This is a genomic window from Caballeronia sp. TF1N1, from assembly GCF_022878925.1.
GTDB lineage: Bacteria > Pseudomonadota > Gammaproteobacteria > Burkholderiales > Burkholderiaceae > Caballeronia.
This window is the reverse complement of record NZ_CP084628.1, coordinates 1002681-1022742: the sequence shown is the minus strand read 5'-3', so window position 1 is coordinate 1022742 and position 20062 is coordinate 1002681. Positions and strand designations below refer to the sequence as shown.

17 protein-coding genes are annotated in these 20062 nt (G+C 63.0%); 10 read left to right on the top strand and 7 right to left on the bottom strand.

Annotation, left to right across the window (positions count from 1 at the left end; translation table 11 throughout):
• Window positions 1-52 precede the first annotated feature (52 nt).
• From LDZ28_RS25365 to LDZ28_RS25350, 4 genes are all read left to right on the top strand, one after another.
• Window positions 53-802, top strand: coding sequence for an SDR family NAD(P)-dependent oxidoreductase (locus LDZ28_RS25365; protein ID WP_244830167.1), 750 nt, complete (start codon window positions 53-55; stop codon window positions 800-802).
• A gap of 88 nt (window positions 803-890) precedes the next feature.
• Window positions 891-2219 (top strand): MFS transporter, encoded by a 1329-nt coding sequence (locus tag LDZ28_RS25360; RefSeq protein ID WP_244830166.1) that lies wholly within the window; start codon window positions 891-893, stop codon window positions 2217-2219.
• 24 nt (window positions 2220-2243) lie between these two features.
• A complete protein-coding gene (locus tag LDZ28_RS25355; RefSeq protein WP_244830165.1) occupies window positions 2244-3086 on the top strand; it encodes a transketolase in 843 nt (280 codons plus the stop codon).
• Window positions 3083-4084 carry a transketolase family protein gene (locus LDZ28_RS25350; RefSeq protein ID WP_244830164.1) on the top strand — a complete coding sequence of 334 codons (1002 nt, stop codon included), beginning with the start codon at window positions 3083-3085 and terminating at the stop codon, window positions 4082-4084. Before LDZ28_RS25355 ends, LDZ28_RS25350 begins: the two co-directional genes overlap by 4 nt.
• Window positions 4085-4109: 25 nt before the next feature.
• On the opposite strand, the gene LDZ28_RS25345 is transcribed toward LDZ28_RS25350, so the two are convergent.
• From LDZ28_RS25345 to LDZ28_RS25315, 7 genes are all read right to left on the bottom strand, one after another.
• Window positions 4110-4667, bottom strand: a complete 558-nt coding sequence (locus LDZ28_RS25345; protein WP_244830163.1) for a DUF2894 domain-containing protein — start codon at window positions 4665-4667, stop codon at window positions 4110-4112.
• Complete coding sequence (locus tag LDZ28_RS25340) at window positions 4664-5305, bottom strand: OmpA family protein (protein WP_244830162.1); 642 nt, start codon at window positions 5303-5305, stop codon at window positions 4664-4666. The genes LDZ28_RS25345 and LDZ28_RS25340 overlap by 4 nt, the downstream gene beginning before the upstream one ends.
• Window positions 5302-7581, bottom strand: a complete 2280-nt coding sequence (locus tag LDZ28_RS25335) for a DUF802 domain-containing protein (RefSeq protein ID WP_244830161.1) — start codon at window positions 7579-7581, stop codon at window positions 5302-5304. Before LDZ28_RS25335 ends, LDZ28_RS25340 begins: the two co-directional genes overlap by 4 nt.
• A 9-nt stretch (window positions 7582-7590) precedes the next feature.
• Window positions 7591-8295 (bottom strand): DUF3348 domain-containing protein, encoded by a 705-nt coding sequence (locus LDZ28_RS25330; protein ID WP_244831038.1) that lies wholly within the window; start codon window positions 8293-8295, stop codon window positions 7591-7593.
• An 82-nt stretch (window positions 8296-8377) separates the two neighbouring features.
• A complete protein-coding gene (locus LDZ28_RS25325) occupies window positions 8378-9463 on the bottom strand; it encodes a linear amide C-N hydrolase (protein ID WP_244830160.1) in 1086 nt (361 codons plus the stop codon).
• 477 nt (window positions 9464-9940) lie between these two features.
• Complete coding sequence (gene ampC / locus LDZ28_RS25320; protein ID WP_284503438.1) at window positions 9941-11116, bottom strand: class C beta-lactamase; 1176 nt, start codon at window positions 11114-11116, stop codon at window positions 9941-9943.
• Window positions 11117-11139: 23 nt separating this feature from the next.
• Window positions 11140-11901, bottom strand: coding sequence for a YoaK family protein (locus tag LDZ28_RS25315; protein WP_244830159.1), 762 nt, complete (start codon window positions 11899-11901; stop codon window positions 11140-11142).
• Between the two features lie 106 nt (window positions 11902-12007).
• Here LDZ28_RS25315 and LDZ28_RS25310 point away from each other — a divergent pair, with 106 nt between their 5' ends.
• The 6 genes from LDZ28_RS25310 to LDZ28_RS25285 all read left to right on the top strand — a co-directional run bounded on the left by LDZ28_RS25310 (window position 12008) and on the right by LDZ28_RS25285 (window position 20053).
• Complete coding sequence (locus tag LDZ28_RS25310; protein WP_244830158.1) at window positions 12008-12487, top strand: MarR family winged helix-turn-helix transcriptional regulator; 480 nt, start codon at window positions 12008-12010, stop codon at window positions 12485-12487.
• Window positions 12484-14586: an FUSC family protein gene (locus tag LDZ28_RS25305; protein ID WP_244830157.1), complete on the top strand. Its 2103-nt coding sequence runs from the start codon at window positions 12484-12486 to the stop codon at window positions 14584-14586. The genes LDZ28_RS25310 and LDZ28_RS25305 overlap by 4 nt, the downstream gene beginning before the upstream one ends.
• 34 nt (window positions 14587-14620) lie before the next feature.
• Window positions 14621-14830, top strand: a complete 210-nt coding sequence (locus tag LDZ28_RS25300) for a DUF1656 domain-containing protein (protein WP_244830156.1) — start codon at window positions 14621-14623, stop codon at window positions 14828-14830.
• The gene (locus LDZ28_RS25295; RefSeq protein WP_244830155.1) at window positions 14827-15804 is read left to right on the top strand and encodes an HlyD family secretion protein; all 978 of its coding nucleotides are present in this window, start codon (window positions 14827-14829) and stop codon (window positions 15802-15804) included. Before LDZ28_RS25300 ends, LDZ28_RS25295 begins: the two co-directional genes overlap by 4 nt.
• A 17-nt stretch (window positions 15805-15821) precedes the next feature.
• On the top strand, window positions 15822-17300 hold the full coding sequence (locus tag LDZ28_RS25290) for an efflux transporter outer membrane subunit (protein ID WP_255784717.1): 1479 nt from the start codon (window positions 15822-15824) through the stop codon (window positions 17298-17300).
• 506 nt (window positions 17301-17806) lie between these two features.
• Window positions 17807-20053 carry a polysaccharide biosynthesis tyrosine autokinase gene (locus tag LDZ28_RS25285; protein ID WP_244830154.1) on the top strand — a complete coding sequence of 749 codons (2247 nt, stop codon included), beginning with the start codon at window positions 17807-17809 and terminating at the stop codon, window positions 20051-20053.
• The last annotated feature ends 9 nt before the right edge of the window (window positions 20054-20062 follow it).

Sequence of the window (20062 nt, the reverse complement as noted above, 5' to 3'; positions counted from 1 at the left end):
ATGTGGAACGCGAAGACACTGCATCCACACCAGACAACCAACGGAGACAAACATGCTGCTCGACAACCAGGTAGTGATCGTCACGGGCGCGGCTTCGGCGCGCGGGATCGGCAAGGCAACGGCCAGGGCGCTCGCGGCGGAAGGCGCGCGCATCGTCATTCTCGATCTGCGTCAGGCCGATGCCGAAAGCGCCGCGAGCGATCTCGGCGACGGCCATCTCGGTCTTGCCTGCGACGTCACCGACAAAGCCGCCTGCGTCGATGCCGCCAACGCGGCCATCGAGAAATACGGGCGTATCGATGCGCTCATCAACAACGCGGGCATCACGCAACCGATCAAGACGCTGGAAATCAGCGCGGACAATTTCGATGCGGTCATCGGCGTGAATCTGCGCGGCACGCTCTATATGTCGCAAGCCGTGATTCCGCAGATGAAGAAGCAGCAGCAAGGCTCGATCGTCTGCATGTCTTCGGTCTCCGCGCAACGCGGCGGCGGCATCTTCGGCGGCCCGCATTACAGCGCGGCCAAAGCGGGCGTGCTCGGTCTTGCCCGCGCGATGGCGCGCGAACTCGGCCCCGACCACATCCGCGTGAACTCCATCACGCCGGGCCTGATCCAGACCGACATCACGGGCGACAAACTCACACCTGAAATGCGCACGGACATCATCAAGGGCATTCCGCTCGGACGTCTGGGCGACGCCGCCGATATCGCCAACGCCTGCCTCTTTCTCACGAGCGGCCTCTCTTCCTACCTTACCGGAGTCACACTCGACGTGAACGGCGGCATGCTGATTCACTAAGCATTCGACCTCAGATACGCACCCGGACCAACCGGGGCACGTGACCGGATCAACGCGCAGGCGCTTTTCCGGTCCATTGGAGACAAGCATGAAACCGAAATATTCCGCGCCGGCCGCCACGGCCGAATTTGCTTCGCCTGCCGATTCCACGAGCTTCGAAGCGCAGACTTACGCCAAGGTCGGACGGCGGCTCATCCCCTTTCTGATGCTGTGCTATCTCGGCGCGTATCTGGATCGCGTGAACGTCGGCTTCGCCAAATTGCAGATGCTCAATGACCTGCGCTTCAGCGAAACCATCTACGGCGTGGGCGCAGGCATCTTCTTCCTTGGTTACTTCCTCTTCGAGGTACCGAGCAATCTCGTTCTTCATCGAGTCGGCGCGCGCAACTGGCTTGCGCGCATCATGCTCACGTGGGCGGTGATCTCGGCGAGCTTCGTGTTCGTCAAGTCGCCGACGATGTTCTATGTCCTGCGCTTTCTGCTCGGTGTCGCCGAGGCGGGCTTCGCGCCGGGCGTGATTCTCTATCTCACGTACTGGTTTCCCGCTGCGCGGCGCGCCAAGGCATTGTCGCTGTTCTTCATGGCGATTCCGCTCGCGGGCATGGTCGGCGGTCCGCTCTCCGGCTGGATCATGCATGCGCTTGCCGGTGCGCACGGACTTGCCGGATGGAAGTGGCTCTTCATGCTCGAAGCGTTGCCTTCGCTCTTTCTCGGCGTCGCGATCCTTTTCTATCTCGACAACAGCATTGCGCAAGCCAAGTGGCTCACGGATGCGGAGAAAGCCCTGCTCGCCCGCAACGTCGAAAAGGACAATGCGCAGACCGTGCAGCACGTATCGATTCGCGCGTTCATCGGCGACCGTCGCTTGTGGCTGATGGCATCGATCTACTTCTGCGTCGTGCTCGGACAGTATGGGCTCACGTTCTGGCTGCCGACCATCGTGCGACGTGCCGGCGTGGCGGACCCGCTGTGGGTCGGCATCTTCACCGCGATTCCGTATCTGTGCGCCATCATCGCGCTGCCGCTCATCGGTTCGAGCGCCGACAAACGCCGCGAGCGGCGCCTGCATCTGGCCATTCCCATGCTCATCGCCGCAGCGGCGTTCGCCACCTTGCCGACGCTTGGCAGCGTGAGCGCGTCGATCATCTGTGTGAGCGTGGCGGCGGCAGGCATCCTGAGTTCATCGGCGCAATTCTGGTCGTTGCCAACGGCCGTGCTGGGCGGCATGTCGGCGGCGGCGGGCATTGCCGCGGTCAACTGCTTCGCCAATCTCGCGGGCTTCTTTTCTCCGGCCATCGTCGGCTGGCTGAATGACTTCACGGGCAAATCGACGGCCGGTCTCATCTTCATCTCGATTGCAATCGTCGTGGGCGCGGCGCTGGTCTTTCTCGTGCCCGCCAAGACCGTGAACCGCTAAAGATTTTTCAAGGAGACAAACATCATGAGTAGTGCAGTCATCGAAGAGGTCACGCTCGCCGAGCGTGCCTACCGTATCCGCCGCAATGCGTTGTTGATGGGCGAAGTGCAAGGTCAAGGGTATATCGGCCAGGCGCTCGATATCGCCGACGTGCTGGCCGTCGCTTACTTCGGCGCGATGAACTATCGCCCCGAAGATCCCGAATGGGAAGAGCGCGACCGCTTCCTCTTGTCCAACGGTCACTATGCAATCGCGCTGTACGCTGCGCTCTTCGAAGCGGGCATCCTGCCGCAAGCGGAACTCGAGACCTACGGCAGCGACGACAGCCGTCTGCCCATGTCCGGCATGGCGAGCTATACGCCAGGCATGGAAATGTCGGGCGGCTCCCTCGGACAAGGGCTCACGATCGCGGTCGGCCGTTGCCTCGGTCTCAAGCGTAAAGGATCGAAGTCTTTTGTCTACACGCTCTTTTCCGATGGCGAATTGGACGAAGGCGCGATCTGGGAAGGGCTGATGTCGGCATCGCACTGGAAGCTCGACAACCTCATCGCCATGATCGACGTGAACAATCAACAGGCGGACGGACCCTCGACGCAGATCATGGCGTTCGAGCCGCTCGTGCCGAAGCTCGAAGCGTTCGGCTGGTATGTGCAGCGCGTGACGGGCAACGACATCGACGCCGTCAAACAAGCGTTCGATAACGCGCGCAATTTGAAGGAAGCGAAGCCGCGCATCATCGTGTGCGATACGCGCATGGGCTGCGGCGTGCCGTTTCTCGAAGAGCGCGAGAAGAACCACTTTATCCGTGTCGATGCCGACGAATGGCAACTGGCGCTGCAGGCACTTGAACAAGGGAGACAAGCATGAGCGATACGCTGACACAAAAGCCGCGCCTGAAGACATCGGCGATGATCGCGTCCATCGCGAGCGAAGGACAGCTCACGCGCTCGGCGCCTTTCGGACACGCGCTGGTGGAACTCGCACGCACCAAGAGCAATGTGATCGGCATGACGGCCGACCTCGGCAAATACACGGACCTGCATATCTTCGCGAAGGAGTTTCCCGAGCGCTTCTACCAGATGGGCATGGCCGAGCAGTTGCTGATGGGCGCGGCATCCGGCTTCGCGCATGAAGGCGCGCAGCCGTTCGTCACGACATATGCCGTATTCGCGACGCGGCGCGCGTATGACTTCATCCACCAGACTATCGCCGAAGACAATCTCGATGTGAAGATCGTCTGCGCATTGCCGGGGCTCACCACGGGTTACGGTCCGAGCCATCAGGCCGCCGAAGACCTCGCGTTGATGCGCGCCATGCCCAACATGACCGTGATCGATCCGTGCGACGCGCTCGATATCGAGCAGATGGTGCCCGCCATCGCCGCGCACAAAGGCCCGGTGTACGCGCGCCTGTTGCGCGGCAACGTGCCCGCCGTGCTCGACGAATACGACTATCAGTTCGAACTCGGCAAGGCGAAGCTTCTGCGCGATGGCGCCGACGTGCTGATGATCTCGTCCGGGATCATGACCATGCGCGCGCTGGAAACCGCGAAGGCGCTCGAAGCCGACAACGTGGATGTCGCGGTGCTGCACGTGCCGACCATCAAGCCGCTCGACACCGAGACCATCGTGCGCGAAGCGCGGCGTTCGGGACGGCTCGTGCTCGTGGCCGAGAATCACACGGTGATCGGAGGGCTTGGCGAAGGTGTCGCTGCCGCGTTGCTGAACGCTGGCGTCGCGCCGCCGTTCAAGCAGATCGCCCTGCCCGATGCGTTTCTGGATGCCGGCGCATTACCGACCTTGCATGACCGTTATGGCATTTCCACCAGCGTGATGAGCGAAACCATCAAAGGATGGTTGGGCTAACGGCACGAATGCGGGCGGGCGCGGCTCAACCGCGAGCCGCCTTGCCCCGCATGGGTTTCTTGACGGCGGGTGCATCGCCCGCCATTTCTTCCATCCACGAAAGCCCGTCCAGATACGCAAGAAAGTGCTGCAAATAAGCGGGTGAAACTTCGCGCATCAATGCAAGCGAACGATGCACCAGACTGCTCGAATTGAGCGGACCCGCGTTTTTCGGCACCCGCGCGAGAGACTCGTTCAGGCGCTGCTCGGCGCTGAGTCGGGCCCACACTTCACGGAAGTATTCGAGCAATTCGCTCTGTGAGGCATGCGCCACGCGCGCATTCATGTCGGCGACAAGCACGGCGAGCGGCGTGCTTTCAACCTTTCGTGACGGCTCGACAGGCGCGGCAAGTTGGACTTCTCGCGCGTAGTCATGGAGCAAGGTCTGCAAGCGCGCATCGAGCAAACGACGCGCCTCGCCACGCTGCGCGCTCGCTCTCCGTTCGAGCGAATCGATGAACGCGAAGCGCAGCGGACTCACGCGATCATCGCCCTGAACGCGCCATTCATCGAGCATTGCGCGTGCTTGCGAGCGCTCAGTCACCGCTTCACTCCGCCGTTGGTCGGCCGCGGCACCGCTGAAATCTCGACTCGACGATTCTTCGCGCGACCCAGATCGTCGGCATTGGAACTGATCGGCTGCTCGGAGCCGAACGCCGCCGCGAATACGGACGACGATGGCACACCCGCGTCGATCAGCGCGCGCGTCACCGTCAAGGCGCGTTTGGCCGAGAGTTCCCAGTTGTCGGCGAAGCGGCGATTGCCTTCGTGCACCTGCTGATCGTCGGCGAAACCGCTCACCATCAGAATCTCTTCGTGCGAACCGAGATAAGCGGAAAGCGGTCCTGCAAGGCTCTTGAGCACATCGCGCCCTTGCGGCTGCAACTGATCGGAATTCAACGCGAACAACACGCTGCCGCTAATGCCGATGCGCCCGTTCACCAGCGTCACGCGCCCCGACGCGAGCGGGCCAGCCAGCGCCTGCTCCAGCGTCTTGCGGCGCTGCGTTTCCATCTGCCGCTGCTTGACTTCGTTTTCCAGCCGCGTCGACAGTTGCAACTGCACGCCAATGACGCCGACCAGGATCAGCACGAACGCGCCCAGCAGTACCGACATGAGATCGGCGAACGCAGCCCAGATGGGCGCGGCGGCCTCCACGCCGCCATCGATCTCCTCGTTCATGCGGCCTTCGCTCCGGCGGCGCGCTGCCCCGCGATACGCTGCAGGTCTTCGACGATCTGCTTCTGCGAAAGCGTGCTCAGATCGATCACCTCACGCGCCTGCGCCACGTAATAGGCAAGCTGTTCGTCGCTGCGCGCGAGCGACTTGTCGAGCGCGGCCTCGATGCTCTTGAGATGCGCGACGAGCAGTTCGTTCGATGCGCCGAAAGACTGCACGGCGCCCCCGAGCGCATCGCCGAGACTCGCGACTTCGAGCGCGCCGCTCGTGACTTGCGCCGCGACCGCTTCGAGTTTGATGGTCTCTGCCTCGACCTTGTCGGTGAACTGCGTGCCGACGCGCGCGAGCAGGTCCGATGACGAAGCGACGAGCGCATCGACGGCCACGCGCTGTTCGTTCGACGTGTGATTCACCGCATCGAGCAAGGTTTCGAGCGTGGCGAGCAAGCGCGTGCGCTCGTCCAGCATGGCATTGTCGTGGACCATGGATTCGCTGAGTTTCTCGCGCATCTGCGCAATCACATCGGCGGCGAGCTTCGGCGCTTCCGATGCCGCCGCGACCAGTCCTTCGATCTTCGCGATGGTGCCGCTCGCGCGCTTCTCGGCATCGGCGGCCATCTCGCTCGCGGTGCGCGCGAGCGTGTCGCAGATGTTCTGCTGACGTTCGGCGGCGAACGCGCTCGTCTCTTGCCATTGTTCGCGCTGGTTGGCGGCGAGCGTGGCGAGCGCATCGGTCCAGGCGTTCAGGCGCGCTTCGCTGTTCGATGCGATCTCGTCGCGCAAACCGGCGTGCGATCGATCGACGGCGAGCAGCAGCGAAGCGGCGTGTTCCTCGAAACTCGCCGTCGCTTTAAGCAACGCCTGCTCGTGTTGCGCGGCGAGATGCTCGCCGGTGCGCGTCTGTTGCGTGAGCGCTTCGCTCCACGTTTCGGCGAGCGTGGATGACGTGTGGTCGAGCCGCGCGGCGACGCCTTCGATCAAACCAGCCGCGCGTTGCTCGAACGTTTCGGCAAGACCATCGAGCGCGGCGCGCGTTCCCGTCATCAACGCCTCGTTCGACTTTCGATGCCCGGCGAGCGACTGGTTCCAGTGCTCCGCGATCTCCGTCACCGAAGTCGTGAAGCCGCTCGTGATGCGTTCCATGCGCGCCGATACGCCTTCGAGCAACGCGGCCGAGCGCGTTTCGAAGCCCTGCGCGAAGCCGTCGAGCGACGTGCCCATGCGCGTGACGAGCGCTTCATTCGACTGCCGATGTTTATCGAGCGAGTCTTGCCAGATGCCCGCGACTTTCGCCGACGAAGCCTCGAAGCCGCTCGACAAGCCATCCAGCTGCCGCGCCACGGCCTGTTCGATCTTGCCGTGCAAGGCTGCCGTCTCGCCCGCGATGCCGTCCATGGCGGATTGCATGATCGGTTGCAGCGCGCTGCTCGCGGCGCGCGCGCTGTCGGCGACGCTCTGCTTCAACGACTGTTCCACCGATGCCGCCAGCCGCCGATACGAAGTCTCGGTTTTGGCATGAAACGCATCCTGATTGGTCAGTTGCCGCTCGTTTGCCGCGATGCTCTGCTGTTCGATGGCGTGCATCATCGCTTGCAGGCGATCGACCAGCTTCGGCATGAGTTCGGCCTGCCGTTGCATCAGCTTCAGGCCTTCCTCGCGCCGATGCGTCTCTGTAAATACGCGCAGTGTCGTCGCAATCTTGAGGTCGAGGGTCTGCACGGCGTCGAGCCGTTCGCGGCGGCACAGCGCTGAAAGCAGGCCAAGCATGGCCGATGTCGCGACACCCGCGATCGATGTGCCGAACGCGAAACTAAGGCCCGTGACCGGCGCCGCGAGCGACGAGCGGATCGCCGAAAGATCGGTCGCGCTTTCCAGCGCCGCGCCGGTGCCGCGCAGCGTCACGACCATGCCGAGCAGCGTGCCGAGCATGCCGAGCAACACGAGCAACCCGACGAGATATGGCGCAAGCACAGGCGCCGGCAACGCGGCGCGCTCGCCTTCGACCCGCAAGCGCACCGCATTGCGCAGACCCACGGGCAGGCTTTCGAGCCAGACGGCAAGGCTCTTCGGCGTGACGGCGAGTTGCCGCAGCGCATGCGCGAATGCATAGGTGGTTTGCTGATAGCGCTGCAGTTCGGCCGTGCCCGCGAGGTAGCACGCGCCGATCAGGAGCGTGACGCAAAACGCGAGCGCATTCGAGCCGACATAGCCAATGGCGATTCCGCAAACGGCGGCAAGACCAGCGAGAAAGACGGCGACATTCAGGATATAGCGAGGCATGGCGTGGCTTTAGCGGGTTCGAAGGGCGGCAAGCAGCCCTTCGACCGGTTGAAAACGGACTTCGAGTTCGGCGAGCGAGACGTGGCGCATGTCGTCGCGAAAGGCCTCGAGCCAGGCATTCGACACGGGCGCGGCTTGGTCCGCGGCTGTGCGCTTCATGCGCTCGAAATACTTGCCGAGCAACACGGGCACTTGCGCGAGCAGGCTGCGTTCGCGTGCGCTCAACGCCTGTTCCATGACGGCATCGACGGCGGCGAGACGCGCCAGATTGGGCGATTGCGCCGCAAGCGCCGCGCGCAAGCGGCCGCGCAACAGGCCGATGTCGGTTTCCATGGTCTGCTGCAAGGACACATAGCGCTGGCGGAACGCCGCAAAGTCGAGCGAAAGATCGTCCGGAGGTGGCGTCGGCACGCGTGCGCGATGCCGTCCGGGTGTAGGCTTCACGCCGCCCGCGACGGCATTCACCAGCGACGCGCGCATGCGCATGCAGGCTTCTTCCAGCGCGTGCGCACCTGAGTGCATTGGCACGAGAGGCACCGGCGGCGCATCGGCGAGCGCGGTCGAAAGCGCGATCGCATCGGTCCAGCCGAGCCATTGGCTCAGGCGGTCCGAAAGCGATGCGGCGGGTTCGTGAACATCTAGGTTGGCGATGCGTGCCAGCAGACGCACGAGCGCCGGGCCGCTGAGCGCCGTGCGCGTCTGGGCTTGCACGATATGACCAGGGCAAAAGCTGGCTATTTTAACCGCTGACGCAGCGCCGGCCTCGATTTTGAGATGGAGGGACGCCGCACGGGCGTCACTGCGCTTTCGCGGGCAGGAAGGTGAACGACGGCGTCGTCACGAATTTATCCGCCGTCTCGCCCGAGAACACTTGGCCCGCGTCAATGGTCAGCTTCCTCACCGGCGCGCCCGGGCGCAGATCGACCTTGCTCAGAGACACCCAGAACGTGTCCGGGCGCGTGGCCGAATCGAAGTAATAGACGAGGTTGGTCTGGTCGGACACCGTGCGCCAGATCGTCGACGAGAGATTCGGCATGTTGTCGGAGCGAATGCCGAGCGGCACGCTCACCGAACGCATCACGCTCATCACACTTGCCGCCGCCTGGAACGAATACGACTTCTGCGGCACGCCCGCCATGTAGTTCGGGTCGGCCTGCTTGGGGATCGAATTCATGAGGAACGACGCGCGCACGAAGCGGTCCGCCGCGCGGTTCGTGCCCGGCAGGAACGCCGTGCCGCTGACGCCTTTCCAGTATGCGTCGATGGCGAGCTGGTCTTCATACGCCGGTGAATTCGTCACCACCTTGTACTGCTTGCTTTGATGGATGATCAGTTTGCCCTTGATGTACTCGAAGATCGCGGAGTCGCCGCGCGCGTCCGAGAGCGCCAGATGGATGGTGAGCGGCTTGCCGTCCGGCAAAGGCGGCGCGATGATCTGAAACGGCTCGCGGCTCAGCACATAGACCGCTTGCGCGACCGTCGCGAAATTGTCGAGCGCGTACTGGGCCCACAGGCTGATGGAGAGCGGATCGCGTTTCGGGTCGGGTTTGCCGTAGTCGCTCTCGGCGAGATAAAGCGCATTCGCGACGAGTCCGCGTTCGTTCATGCCATCCACGGTGCCGATGTCGTAGCCCGATACCACCACGCTCCCGTACTTCGCTTTCCATTTGGTGGAACGCTCGCCGGCGTTGCCATCGCGCTCGATGCCGGCAGGCATCACCCAAAGGTTGGACCGCATGTCTTCGGACCAGTCCATCGTGCGGCCCGTGATGGTGAGTTTGTCGCCGACATACAGCGCGCGCGTACAGGCGAGAGCAAGCGAGGTGGACAACCAAGCAAGTGCAAAGAGACAGAAAAGCTTCCGGGTGAATCCTCGGGTCATGGCAACAGTTCCGTTTATCGTTTCGAATTCTGAATGAGGACGGCGAAACCCTTTCGCGCGATGAACGGCGGCGCGTTTCTAGAGGTGACGCCGCGCCGTCTTCAGAAATAGGGGAATTCCCAGCGTTTGTAAAGACGAAATGCCAAGCACGCCGAACATCGGCGCCAAAGGTGAGCCAGCTTAACCAACCGGTGAAAATTACCTAAACAAATACAATGAATCAATAGCTTCAGGATTTTTTCCCGCACGTCGTCAAGTGAGCAGGAGCGGCAGAGTAACAGGCCCGCTTTCAATCACACGCATGTTCGGAGAAATAATTGCGGCGTCGAATATCGACTTCGCAACCGACCCGGCCGCCAGGCAGTCATAGCGATACGGTAATCGTGACGGTGATGTTCTGAGCGCGTGGGTATCGGCTCAACCCCACGCGCCTTTATGGACGTCGATGCGCTTCTCGCGATGCAGCGCATCTGTTACCTACTTCACGGTATCCAGCGCCTTGACGATCGCATGCGCCGCCGCGACGCGTTCCGGAATAGGGAAGTTCTTGTTCGCCAGAAACACGATGCCCACGTCCTCTTCCGGCACGAATGCCAGATAAGCACCAAAGCCGTTGGTCGAACCCGTCTTATTGATCCACACGTCCTGACGCGGTTTCATCGGCGGGTCGAGGCGCGTGGCGGGATGCGCTTCCAGCGCCATCGAAGATGAATTGCCGTCGAGCAACGCCTGCAGTTCGACCGGATACGGATACTGCTCCCAGATCAAATCCTGCGTCATTGGCCCGGTTTGAAAGTAGCCCGTATGCGTGGCGACGATCGCGCGTTGCAGCTTTGCATCGATACGTCCTGCTTCGTTCATGTTGGCCAGCAAGAAGCGCGTCATGTCGCCAGCAGTCGACTTCACGCCATAAGCCTCCGACGACAACACGCCCGGCGCCATGCGAATGGGCGCGCCGTCCTTCGCATAACCTTGCGCGTAATCGTGCTTGCGCGAAGGCGGCACGTCGATGAACGTGTTCTTCAATCCCAGCGCCGGAAAGATGCGCTGCTGCATGAGCTGATCGAAATCGGCATTCATGCTCTTCGCCGCGATGAACCCCAGCATGCCGATACCCGGATTCGCATACGTGCGGCACGTGCCCGGCTCGCACGAAGGTTTCCACGCCTCGAAATACTTGATCAGTTGCGCGTTGTCGTGAATGTCGTCGGGGACTTGCAGCGGCAAGCCGCCCGGCGTGTGCGTGCCGAGTTCGACGAGCGTCACGTCGTCGCCGAAACGGCTGCCGCGCAGCGACGGCACGAAGCGGCTCACGTGATCGTCGAGAGAGAGATGGCCGGTCACTTCGGCATAGGAAGCGAGCGTCGCCGTGAACGTCTTGCTCACCGATCCCAGTTCGAACAAGGTATCGCGCGTGACGGGCCTCGCGCCTTCCTTCGACGCCACGCCATAGTTATAGATATGCGTCTTGCCATCGAGTACGATCCCCACCGCCATGCCCGCAATGCCATTGCGCGCCATCAAGGGCTCGATGGTGCGATCGACCGTCTGCCTGATGGCCTTGTCGCTCGCCGCCGCCGCATTCGCCGCTTGGCTCGCGCCGATGGAAAAAATGGCCGTTGCCAAAAGGCTCAACGTCCCGATCCTGATCATGCAACGTCTCCGTTTTAGTGTGACTACTTCCGCGCCCGTCTCAGGCCAGCGGATAAATCGTCCATCACCGGCACCGCCGCAAAGAGCAGCAGCAAGGCCGCAAGCGGTACGGTCGCGATGAACCCGAGATGCGCGAAGCCTACCGCGCCTGCAAAGCCGCCCGCGATGAACATCGCGAAAAGCGAACTCAAGAGCGCGAGCCGCGCATGATTGGCGCGCACATAGCGCTCGTCGTCGCGCCCGACGCGCCGGTTCCAATACAGACTCTTGCCCAGCTCTATGCCGATATCCGTGACGAGCCCCGTCACATGCGTCGTGCGAATCTCGGCTTTCGATATCTTGGTGATCATCGCGTTCTGCAGGCCCATCACGAAGCACAGCAGCATGACGGTCATCGGCACGTCCCAGAAACGATGCGCCTCCAGATTCGCGCCGAGCACGCCGAACACCAGCAGCAGGCAAGCTTCGAGGACGAGCGGAACCGCGAACACGCTATGCGCCGCGCGCTGGCGTCCCCAGTTGATGAGCAACGCGGAAGTCGCGGCTCCCGCGACGAACGCGAGCACCGCGCTCATCGCCGAGAACACGAGCGCCGCTTGCCCGAGCACGAAATTATCCGCGATCGACGACACCAGCCCCGACATGTGCGAGGTGTATTGGCCCACGGCGAGAAAGCCGCCCGCATTGGCCGCGCCCGCCACGAAGGCCAGCGCGCAACCGAGGCGGCGGTTGGCCGACTGCGTGCGGCTGGGCGAAGTCAGGCCCCGGAGATAGGCGATCGGCATGACGTTTCCCGCGCGATGAAGAGACAAAAAAGATAACACGAGCGTGCCGCGATATTTTTGATCGATAGGACGCTAACGAATAAAACTGCCGATATAATCGCGCCCCATGAGCCATCTCGACCTTCTGCGCCGCTCCGTCAGCAGCACACTCGTACTTGCCGCGCGGCGCTGGCGGCGTACGAGTCATGGCGTGCTCGCGTCCTATGGCGTCTCTGAAGCGTGCGCGGTTCCGCTGCTCACGGCCAACCGGCTCGGTGAGAGCGTGCGGCAAGTGACCCTCGCGGAGCATGTCGGTATCGAGGGACCGTCGCTCGTGCGTCTGCTCGACCAGCTATGCGCGGCCGGACTCGTGCGGCGCGACGAAGACCCCGAAGACAAGCGCGCCAAGACCATCACACTCACCGACGAAGGCCGCGCCGTCACCGCGCGCATGGAAGAGCGCCTGATGTCGCTGCGCGCGCGGCTGCTCAAGGGCGTGAGCCGCGAGGACCTCGAAACCACGCTGCGCGTGCTCAACGCGTTCAGCGCCACGCTCGACACCGTGCCCGCACGCGATGACGGCAAGAGCGGAGCGCGCACGCCATGAACTTCCCGTCCGCGCGCGAGTGGCTCTTCTCCGGCAAGACCTTCGCCGCCGCGATGATCGCGCTTTATATCGGCCTCGCGCTCGAACTGCCGCGCCCGTACTGGGCAATGGCCACGGTCTATATCGTCTCGAACCCGTTCGTCGGCGCGACGCGCTCGAAAGCTTTGTATCGCGCGCTCGGCACGGCTATCGGCGCGGCGGGCGCGGTGCTGATCGTGCCGCCGTTCGTCGAGTCGCCGTTTCTGTTCAGCGTGATCGTCGCGCTATGGACGGGCTCCCTGCTCTTTCTCTCCATGTTCGACCGCACCGCGCGCAGCTACGTGTTCCTGCTCGCGGGCTATACGCTGCCGCTGATCGCGCTGCCTTCCGTGTTGAACCCGGCCACCGTGTTCGATCTCGCGATCTCGCGCACCGAAGAGATTCTGCTCGGCATCGTGGTGGCGAGCATCGTCGGCTCCGTGGTGTTTCCGAGCCGGCTCGCGCCGACGCTCGTCGAGCGCACCGACGCGTGGTTTCGCGACGCCGCGTTCTACGCGAGCGAATCGCTCTCCGGGCGGCTCGCGGGGGCGGCCATCTCGGCGGCGCGGCAACGGCTCGCCGCTACGGTCAACGGCCTCGAAGTGCTGTTGAGCCAGTTGACTTACGACCATACGCGGCCGGATATCGTGAGCCGCGCGCGCGCCTTGCAAGGACGCATGCAGATTTTCTTGCCGCTGATCTCGTCGATGGCCGACCCGCTCATCGAACTGATCGATAAACGCGGCGCGGGCACGCCGGAGTTGCAGGCGCTGCTGCAAGACGTGGCTGCGTGGGTCGCCGCGCCCATGCCCGATTCCGCCGAGCCGACCGCCGTCGAAGCCTTCGCGCGCATGCCGGATGCGCTGCGTGCCCGCGCCGAAGCCATGCGGCCATCCGCCGAAGGACTTGCGAGCGAGAACGGCGCGTTGCTCTCCAGCGCGCTTTGGCGGCTCACGCAAGTCATCGACGTATGGCAGGACATCCGCAGTTTGCGCCTCGCCATCCTGAACGACACTCACGAATGGCAACCGCGCTTTCGTCACTGGCGTCTTGGCGGCACCGCGCGCTTCTTCGATCGCGGCATGATGCTCTTCTCGACGGGCGTGGCGGTCAGCGCGATCATCGTCGCGTGCGGCTTGTGGATCGAATCAGGCTGGAACGACGGAGCCGGCGCCGTGACGCTCGCCGCTGTCGCCTGCTGCTTCTTCGCGGCGCTCGACGAACCCGCGCCCCAAGTGTTCGCGTTCTTTCTCGCCACCTGCATGAGCGTGGTGCTGGCCGGTCTCTATGTGTTCGCGGTGCTGCCGCACGTGCACGACTTCGCCATGCTCGTGTTGATCTTCGCGATACCGTTCCTGATCATCGGCACGCTGATTCCGCGGCCGCGCTTCAATCTCGTCACCATGCTCGTGGCCGTCAACACGGCGACCTTCATCAGCATCCAAAGCGCCTACGAAGCGGACTTCTTCGTGTTTCTCAACAGCAATCTGGCAGGCGTCGCGGGACTTCTGTTCGCCTTCGTCTGGACGCGCGTAACGCGGCCCTTCGGCGCGGAACTGGCCGTCGCGCGGCTCACGCGCTCGGCGTGGCGCGATATCGTCAGGAGCACCTTGCCCGAAGCCTTTCACGACCAGCGCAACTTCTACTCGCGCATGCTCGACCGGCTGATGCAGGTGCTGCCGCGTCTCGCCGCAACGGATGCGCACCGGCATCCGTCCATCGAAAGTTTCCGCGATTTTCGCGTGGCGCTCAACGCGCTCGATCTGCGCCGCGCGCGCCGCAAGATGTCGGTGGAAGTGCAATCGTCCATCGACGATGTACTCGCCGGCGTTCGCCAGTATTTCCAGCATTGCCTCGAACGGCGCGCGCGTCAGCCGGTACCGGGCACGCTCATTCAGACCATCGACGCCGCCGCGCGGCAAGTCGTGGCGGCCAACAGCGTCGCGGAAGAAGCCGCGCCCGTCGCGTCGCGCGGCGAGCGTTCGTTGCGCGATACGCTGCATGCGCTCGTCGGCATCCGGCTTTCGCTGCATCCGCCCGCTGTCGATAAACCCGCCAACGAACGTCAGGAACCCGCGTGATGCCGTCTCGAACGCTCTCTTCGGATCGACTCGCATGATCGGCGAAATCGATATTCTCGGCGTCTTCGTGCCCGCCGTGCTCGTGCTCATGTTCATCGCTTATCTGGTGAACCTCGTGATTCGCACGGTGCTCGCACGCGTGGGCTTCTATCGTTTCGTGTGGCATCGCTCCGTTTTCGATCTCGGCATCTACGTCTTGGTGCTGGGGCTTGTCGTCGTCGTTTCGCATCGGCTCATCCCGTGAAAAAAACCTGGTTCTCCGTCGGGCAGATTCTGCTCACGCTCATCGTCGTCGCAATTGCAGGCGCGGTCCTGTGGAAGCTGGTCGATTACTACATGTTCGCGCCCTGGACGCGCGATGGCCACGTGCGCGCCGACGTCATTCAGGTCGCGCCGGACGTGGCCGGTCTCATCACCGATGTCAAGGTCGTCGACAATCAGCAAGTCAAACGCGGCGACGTGCTCTTCGTGATCGATCAGGCGCGCTACACGCTCGCACTGCGCAACGCGCAAGCCGCCGCGCAACAACGCCGCGCCACGCTCGATCAGGCGAAGCGCGAGGACGTGCGCAATCGCTCGCTCGGCAATCTCGTTGCGCGCGAGGTCGTGGAAGAAACGCATTCGCGCGTCGAACAGGCCGCTGCCGCGCTCGCGGATGCCGACGTCGCCATCGATACCGCGCGGCTCAATCTGCAGCGCACCGAAGTGCTGAGCCCGGTCGACGGTTATCTCAACGACCGCGCGCCGAAAGTCGGCGAATACGTCGCCTCGGGCCGCGCCGTGCTGTCCGTGGTCGATATGAACTCCTTCCGCGTCGATGGTTACTTCGAAGAGACCAAGCTGCATGGCATCGACATCGGCCAACCGGTGGATATCAAGGTGATGGGCGAGCCGAATCTGCTGCGCGGTCATGTGCAGAGCATCGTGGCGGCAATCGAGGATCGCGATCGTCAGCAAAGCTCGAGTCTTCTGCCGAACGTGAACCCTGCGTTCAGCTGGGTGCGACTCGCGCAGCGCATCCCCGTGCGCGTGACGCTCGATGAGATTCCCGCCGATTTCCGCATGATCGCGGGACGCACGGCGACGGTTTCGGTACGCGGCATCGGCCCGACGGTCGGCGCGCGGCCCGCTTCGAACACCGTGCCCGCTCAGGCCACCGCGCCTGCATCGCCGGTGGCGGCGCATGCGGCTTCGGGTGCTTCGGGTGCTTCGCGATGAAACACCGCGTCATCTCGATGCCTAAGCGACCCAAGCGTCCCAAGCTGCTCAAGCGCTGCGGCCTCACGCTTCTTGCTTCGACGCTCGCGCTTGCCGGCTGCATGACCGTCGGGCCGAATTACAAGCTGCCCGACGGCGCGGTCGTCAACCGGGACTACGCGAATGCCGCCATCGATGGAGCCGATCGAGCGCCCGTCACGCAAGGCACGGTGCCCGCGAAGTGGTGGCGTCTCTACGACGATCCCGCGCTCGACGAGCTCGTCAACGAAGCGCTGCTTTCGAATTCCGATCTGCGCGTGGCGGCGGCGAATCTCGCGCGTTCGCGCGCCGAAGTGGAATTCGCCAATCAGCAAGGCGGCTTCTCGTCCAAGTCGTCGGTGGGGTTTCAGCGCGCGCAGGAATCGGCGGAGCAGTATCTGCTGACCGAAAAGCTTCCGGTCGTCAATGAAGGCGTGCTCGACCTGAGCGTCTCCTATGAATTCGATCTCTTCGGCAAGCTCAAGCGCGGTGTCGAAGCCGCCAATGCCGATGACGAAGCCATCGAAGCCGCGCTCGATCTCGCGCGCATCACCGTGGTCGCCGATGTCGTGCGCGCGTATGTCGATTCGTGCGCGGCCGCCGAAGAGCTCGGCATCGCGCAACGATCGCTGTCCTTGCAGAAGCAGCGTGTGACGCTTTCGCAGCGTCTGCGCGATGCAGGCCGTGGCAATCAGTCCGAGGTCACGCGCGGACAAACGCAGTCCGACACGCTCGCCGCCGACATCCCGCGTTATGTGGCGCGTCGCCGCGTGGCGCAGTATCGGCTCGCCATGCTGCTCGCGCGTCCTGCCGCGCAATTGCCGCGTGCCACGCTCGCCTGCAAGAAGGCGCCGCATGTGCGGCAGCCGATTCCGGTCGGCGACGGCGCGGCGCTGCTCAGACGCCGACCCGACGTGCGGCAGGCGGAGCGGCAACTGGCGGCATCGACGGCGCGTATCGGCGTGGCGACGGCGGCGCTTTATCCATCGGTGAGTTTCGGGGCATCGGTCGGGTCGGTGGGCGTTGCCGAAGACTTGCTCGGCGCCTCGACCAACCGGTGGGCTTTCGGTCCGCTCATCAACTGGAACTTTCCGATCAACGGTCAGCGTGCGCGCGTGCGCCAGGCCGAGGCGGCATCCGGCGGCGCGCTCGCGCATTTCGACGGCGTCGTGCTCAACGCGCTGCGCGAAACGCAAAGCGCGCTTGCGAACTACGCGTCCGACACCACGCGCGCCGACGCGTTGCGCACCGCGTACAAGTCGGCGGTCGAATCGGCCGATGAAACGCATCGGCTGTATTCGGCGGGACGCGAATCCTTTCTCTCGGATCTCGACGCCACGCGCACCTTGACGAGCGTCGCCGCGCAAGTGGCAGCGGCCGAAGCGCAGGTTGCGCAGGATCAGGTCACGCTGTTTCTTGCGCTTGGCGGCGGATGGGAACGCGATGAAGAAGTGGCGGTGGGGGCCGGGGGTAAGTAATCGTGCTCCTTGGGCATCGACTGGAACCAGGTCGATGCCCAAGCGCATCGACTTTCAGTCCGCTATTCCCGACACTGGTTTTCCCTAATCAAAAACAAATTGGCGCGGGTTTGTATAGCGTATTAAATCTGAACAAGTCATTACGCTTATCAAAGCCTTATAAATTCGCCTGAAGATAATCACGCAATCAGGCTTGTACGTGTAAATCCCAATACTGATTTTCTCCGGCTTGTCACAAGCCATTCACCGGGAAACACCAAGCCAGATAATCGCCTTCAGGAATCCGCATGAATTTTTGAAGGCTGGCATGCACCACGATTGGATATGTGGGCTTCCGCGCATACCAGCAACCTACCCGCTGATACGGTTGCGACACGCACAATCCTCGCCTCTCTCACGGTCCATATCGATCGGCGGCACCTTCGCGAGACGGCTCGGCAGGCCGTTACCAGCATGTCGTCTTCAAGCCTCGTTTGAATTAACCATAAGATTCGGGATCTGCTCACATGATTGCGAGTGATAAATCGTCTGAAGAAGCCGGCGTTGAATCCGATGACGAAATCCCTTTCGCTGCGCTGATTGATACGATTATTAACCACCGCATTCTTATTAGCACGGTGGTTTGTCTCGCGCTATTGATTGGCGCCGCGTATGCCTATCTAAGTCCACCGATTTTCCAATCCGCCATTCTCATCAAGGTGGATGACAACAAGGACGTTTCCAATTCACGCGCTGGCGACCCTTTAAGCAATATGTTGCCGACACTCGATGACCGCTCTTCCGCTGAAGGCGAAATTCAGGTGCTGGGTTCGAAGCTCGTCGTCTCGCGCGCCGTCGACGCACTCAAGCTCTATATCAGCGCGCGGCCGTTGCGCCTGCCCTTCATCGGCAGCCGTCTGGTTCATCACGACGGCTCGCTATCCGAGCCGGGCCTCTTCGGCTTCGGCCATTACACCTGGGGCGACGAATCCATCAGCGTCACGGACTTCGACGTGCCGCGCTCGCTCGAAGGCCAGAACTTTTTGCTCACGGCCGGCAGCGACGGCGAATACACGCTCGGCCACCCGGCGCTCGGCGCGCCCGTGACGGGCAGGGTGGGCGAGATTCTGGAAGCGCAAACCGCCAAGGGGCCGGTCAGGCTTTTCGTCTCTTCGCTCAAGGGCAATCCTGGCGCCGGCTTCAACGTCAATCATTACTCGCGTCAATTGACCATCGACGCGATTCAAAACCAGCTCAAGATCAGCGAACAAGGCAACAAGTCGAGCGTGCTGAAGGCGACGCTGGAAAGCGCCGATCCCGTGCAAGTGGCCGCGACCATCAACGAGATCGGGCGGCAGTATGTGCGTCTCAACGGCGACCGCAAGGCGGTGATCGCGGAGAACTCGCTCACTTATCTGCAGCGCCAGTTGCCCGTGCTCAAGCAACAGATGGAAGAAGCGGAGAACGCGTACAACACGTACCGCGACGCCAACTCGCTGCTCGATTCGGACGAAGCCAACCGTCTGCTGCTCAAGCAGACAGCCGACGCCAACGGGCAACTGCTGGCCTTGCGCCATACCCGCGACGATCTCGCCACGACCTTCTCGCCTTCGCATCCGCGTGTAGTCGCGGTGGACCGGCAGATCGCCGCGACTCAGCAATTCCTCGAAAAACTCAACGACCGCACCCGCTCGATGCCGATGGCCGAGCAAGGCGCACTGCGCCTCTTGCGTAACGTGCGCGTGAATACCGATCTCTATACGGCGCTGCGCAACAACATCGAAGAGATGATGCTCATCAAGGCGGGCAAGGCGGCATCGGTGCAACTGATCGATATCGCCGACGTGCCTGAACAACCGGTCAAGCCAGTCAAGCTACTGGCGCTCGCCATCGCGCTCGTGCTCGGTCTCTTCTTCGGCATCGGACTCGCGATGCTTCTGGATCGCGTCTTCCGTGGCGTCACGGACACGCAGGAGATCGAGATCGAGACGGGCCTTTCCGTATTCGCAACCATTCCGAAGAGCGCGCGGCAAGCTGCGCTGACGACCGCCATCGGTGGTTCCGCGCCGCGTCAGGCCGTGCTCGCCGCGCAGTTCCCGAAGGATCCGACCGTGGAGGCGCTGCGCATCCTGCGCTCCGCGTTGCAATTCACGCTGGTCGGCGCGCGCAACAACGTCGTGATGATCGCCGGGCCGCTGCCGGGCGTGGGCAAGTCGTTCCTTTCGGCGAACCTCGCCACCGTGCTGGCTTCGGGCGGCACGCGCGTGCTCCTGATCGACGCCGACTTGCGCAAGGGTTATCTGCACAAGCAGTTCGGGCTCGATCCGGGACCGGGTCTCGCCGACATGCTGGCGGGCAACCGCACGCTTGAGGCCACCGTGAATCGCCAGGTGTTTCCGAACCTCGATGTGCTGCAAGGCGGTCCTTATCCGTCGACGCCGGCCGAACTGCTTCTGCGAGCGAAGTATCGCGAAGTGATCGACGAGGCATCGAAGGCCTACGACATCGTGCTGGTCGACGCGCCGGCCGTGCTCGCCGTATCCGATGCAGGCGCCATTGCGCCGGCCGCAGGCAGCATCTTTCTGGTTTCGTCTTACGGGCAGACGCGCGTCGGTGAAATCAAGGAATCGATCAAGCGCCTCAATCAAACCGGCGCACGCGTGACGGGCGTGCTGCTCAACAGCGTCGCATTGCATACCGCCAATACCGCGCTCGCGGGGCGCTACGGCAGCAGCGCTTATGTCGCGCATAACTACGAGTCGGCGCCCGACTGAAGCGAGAGG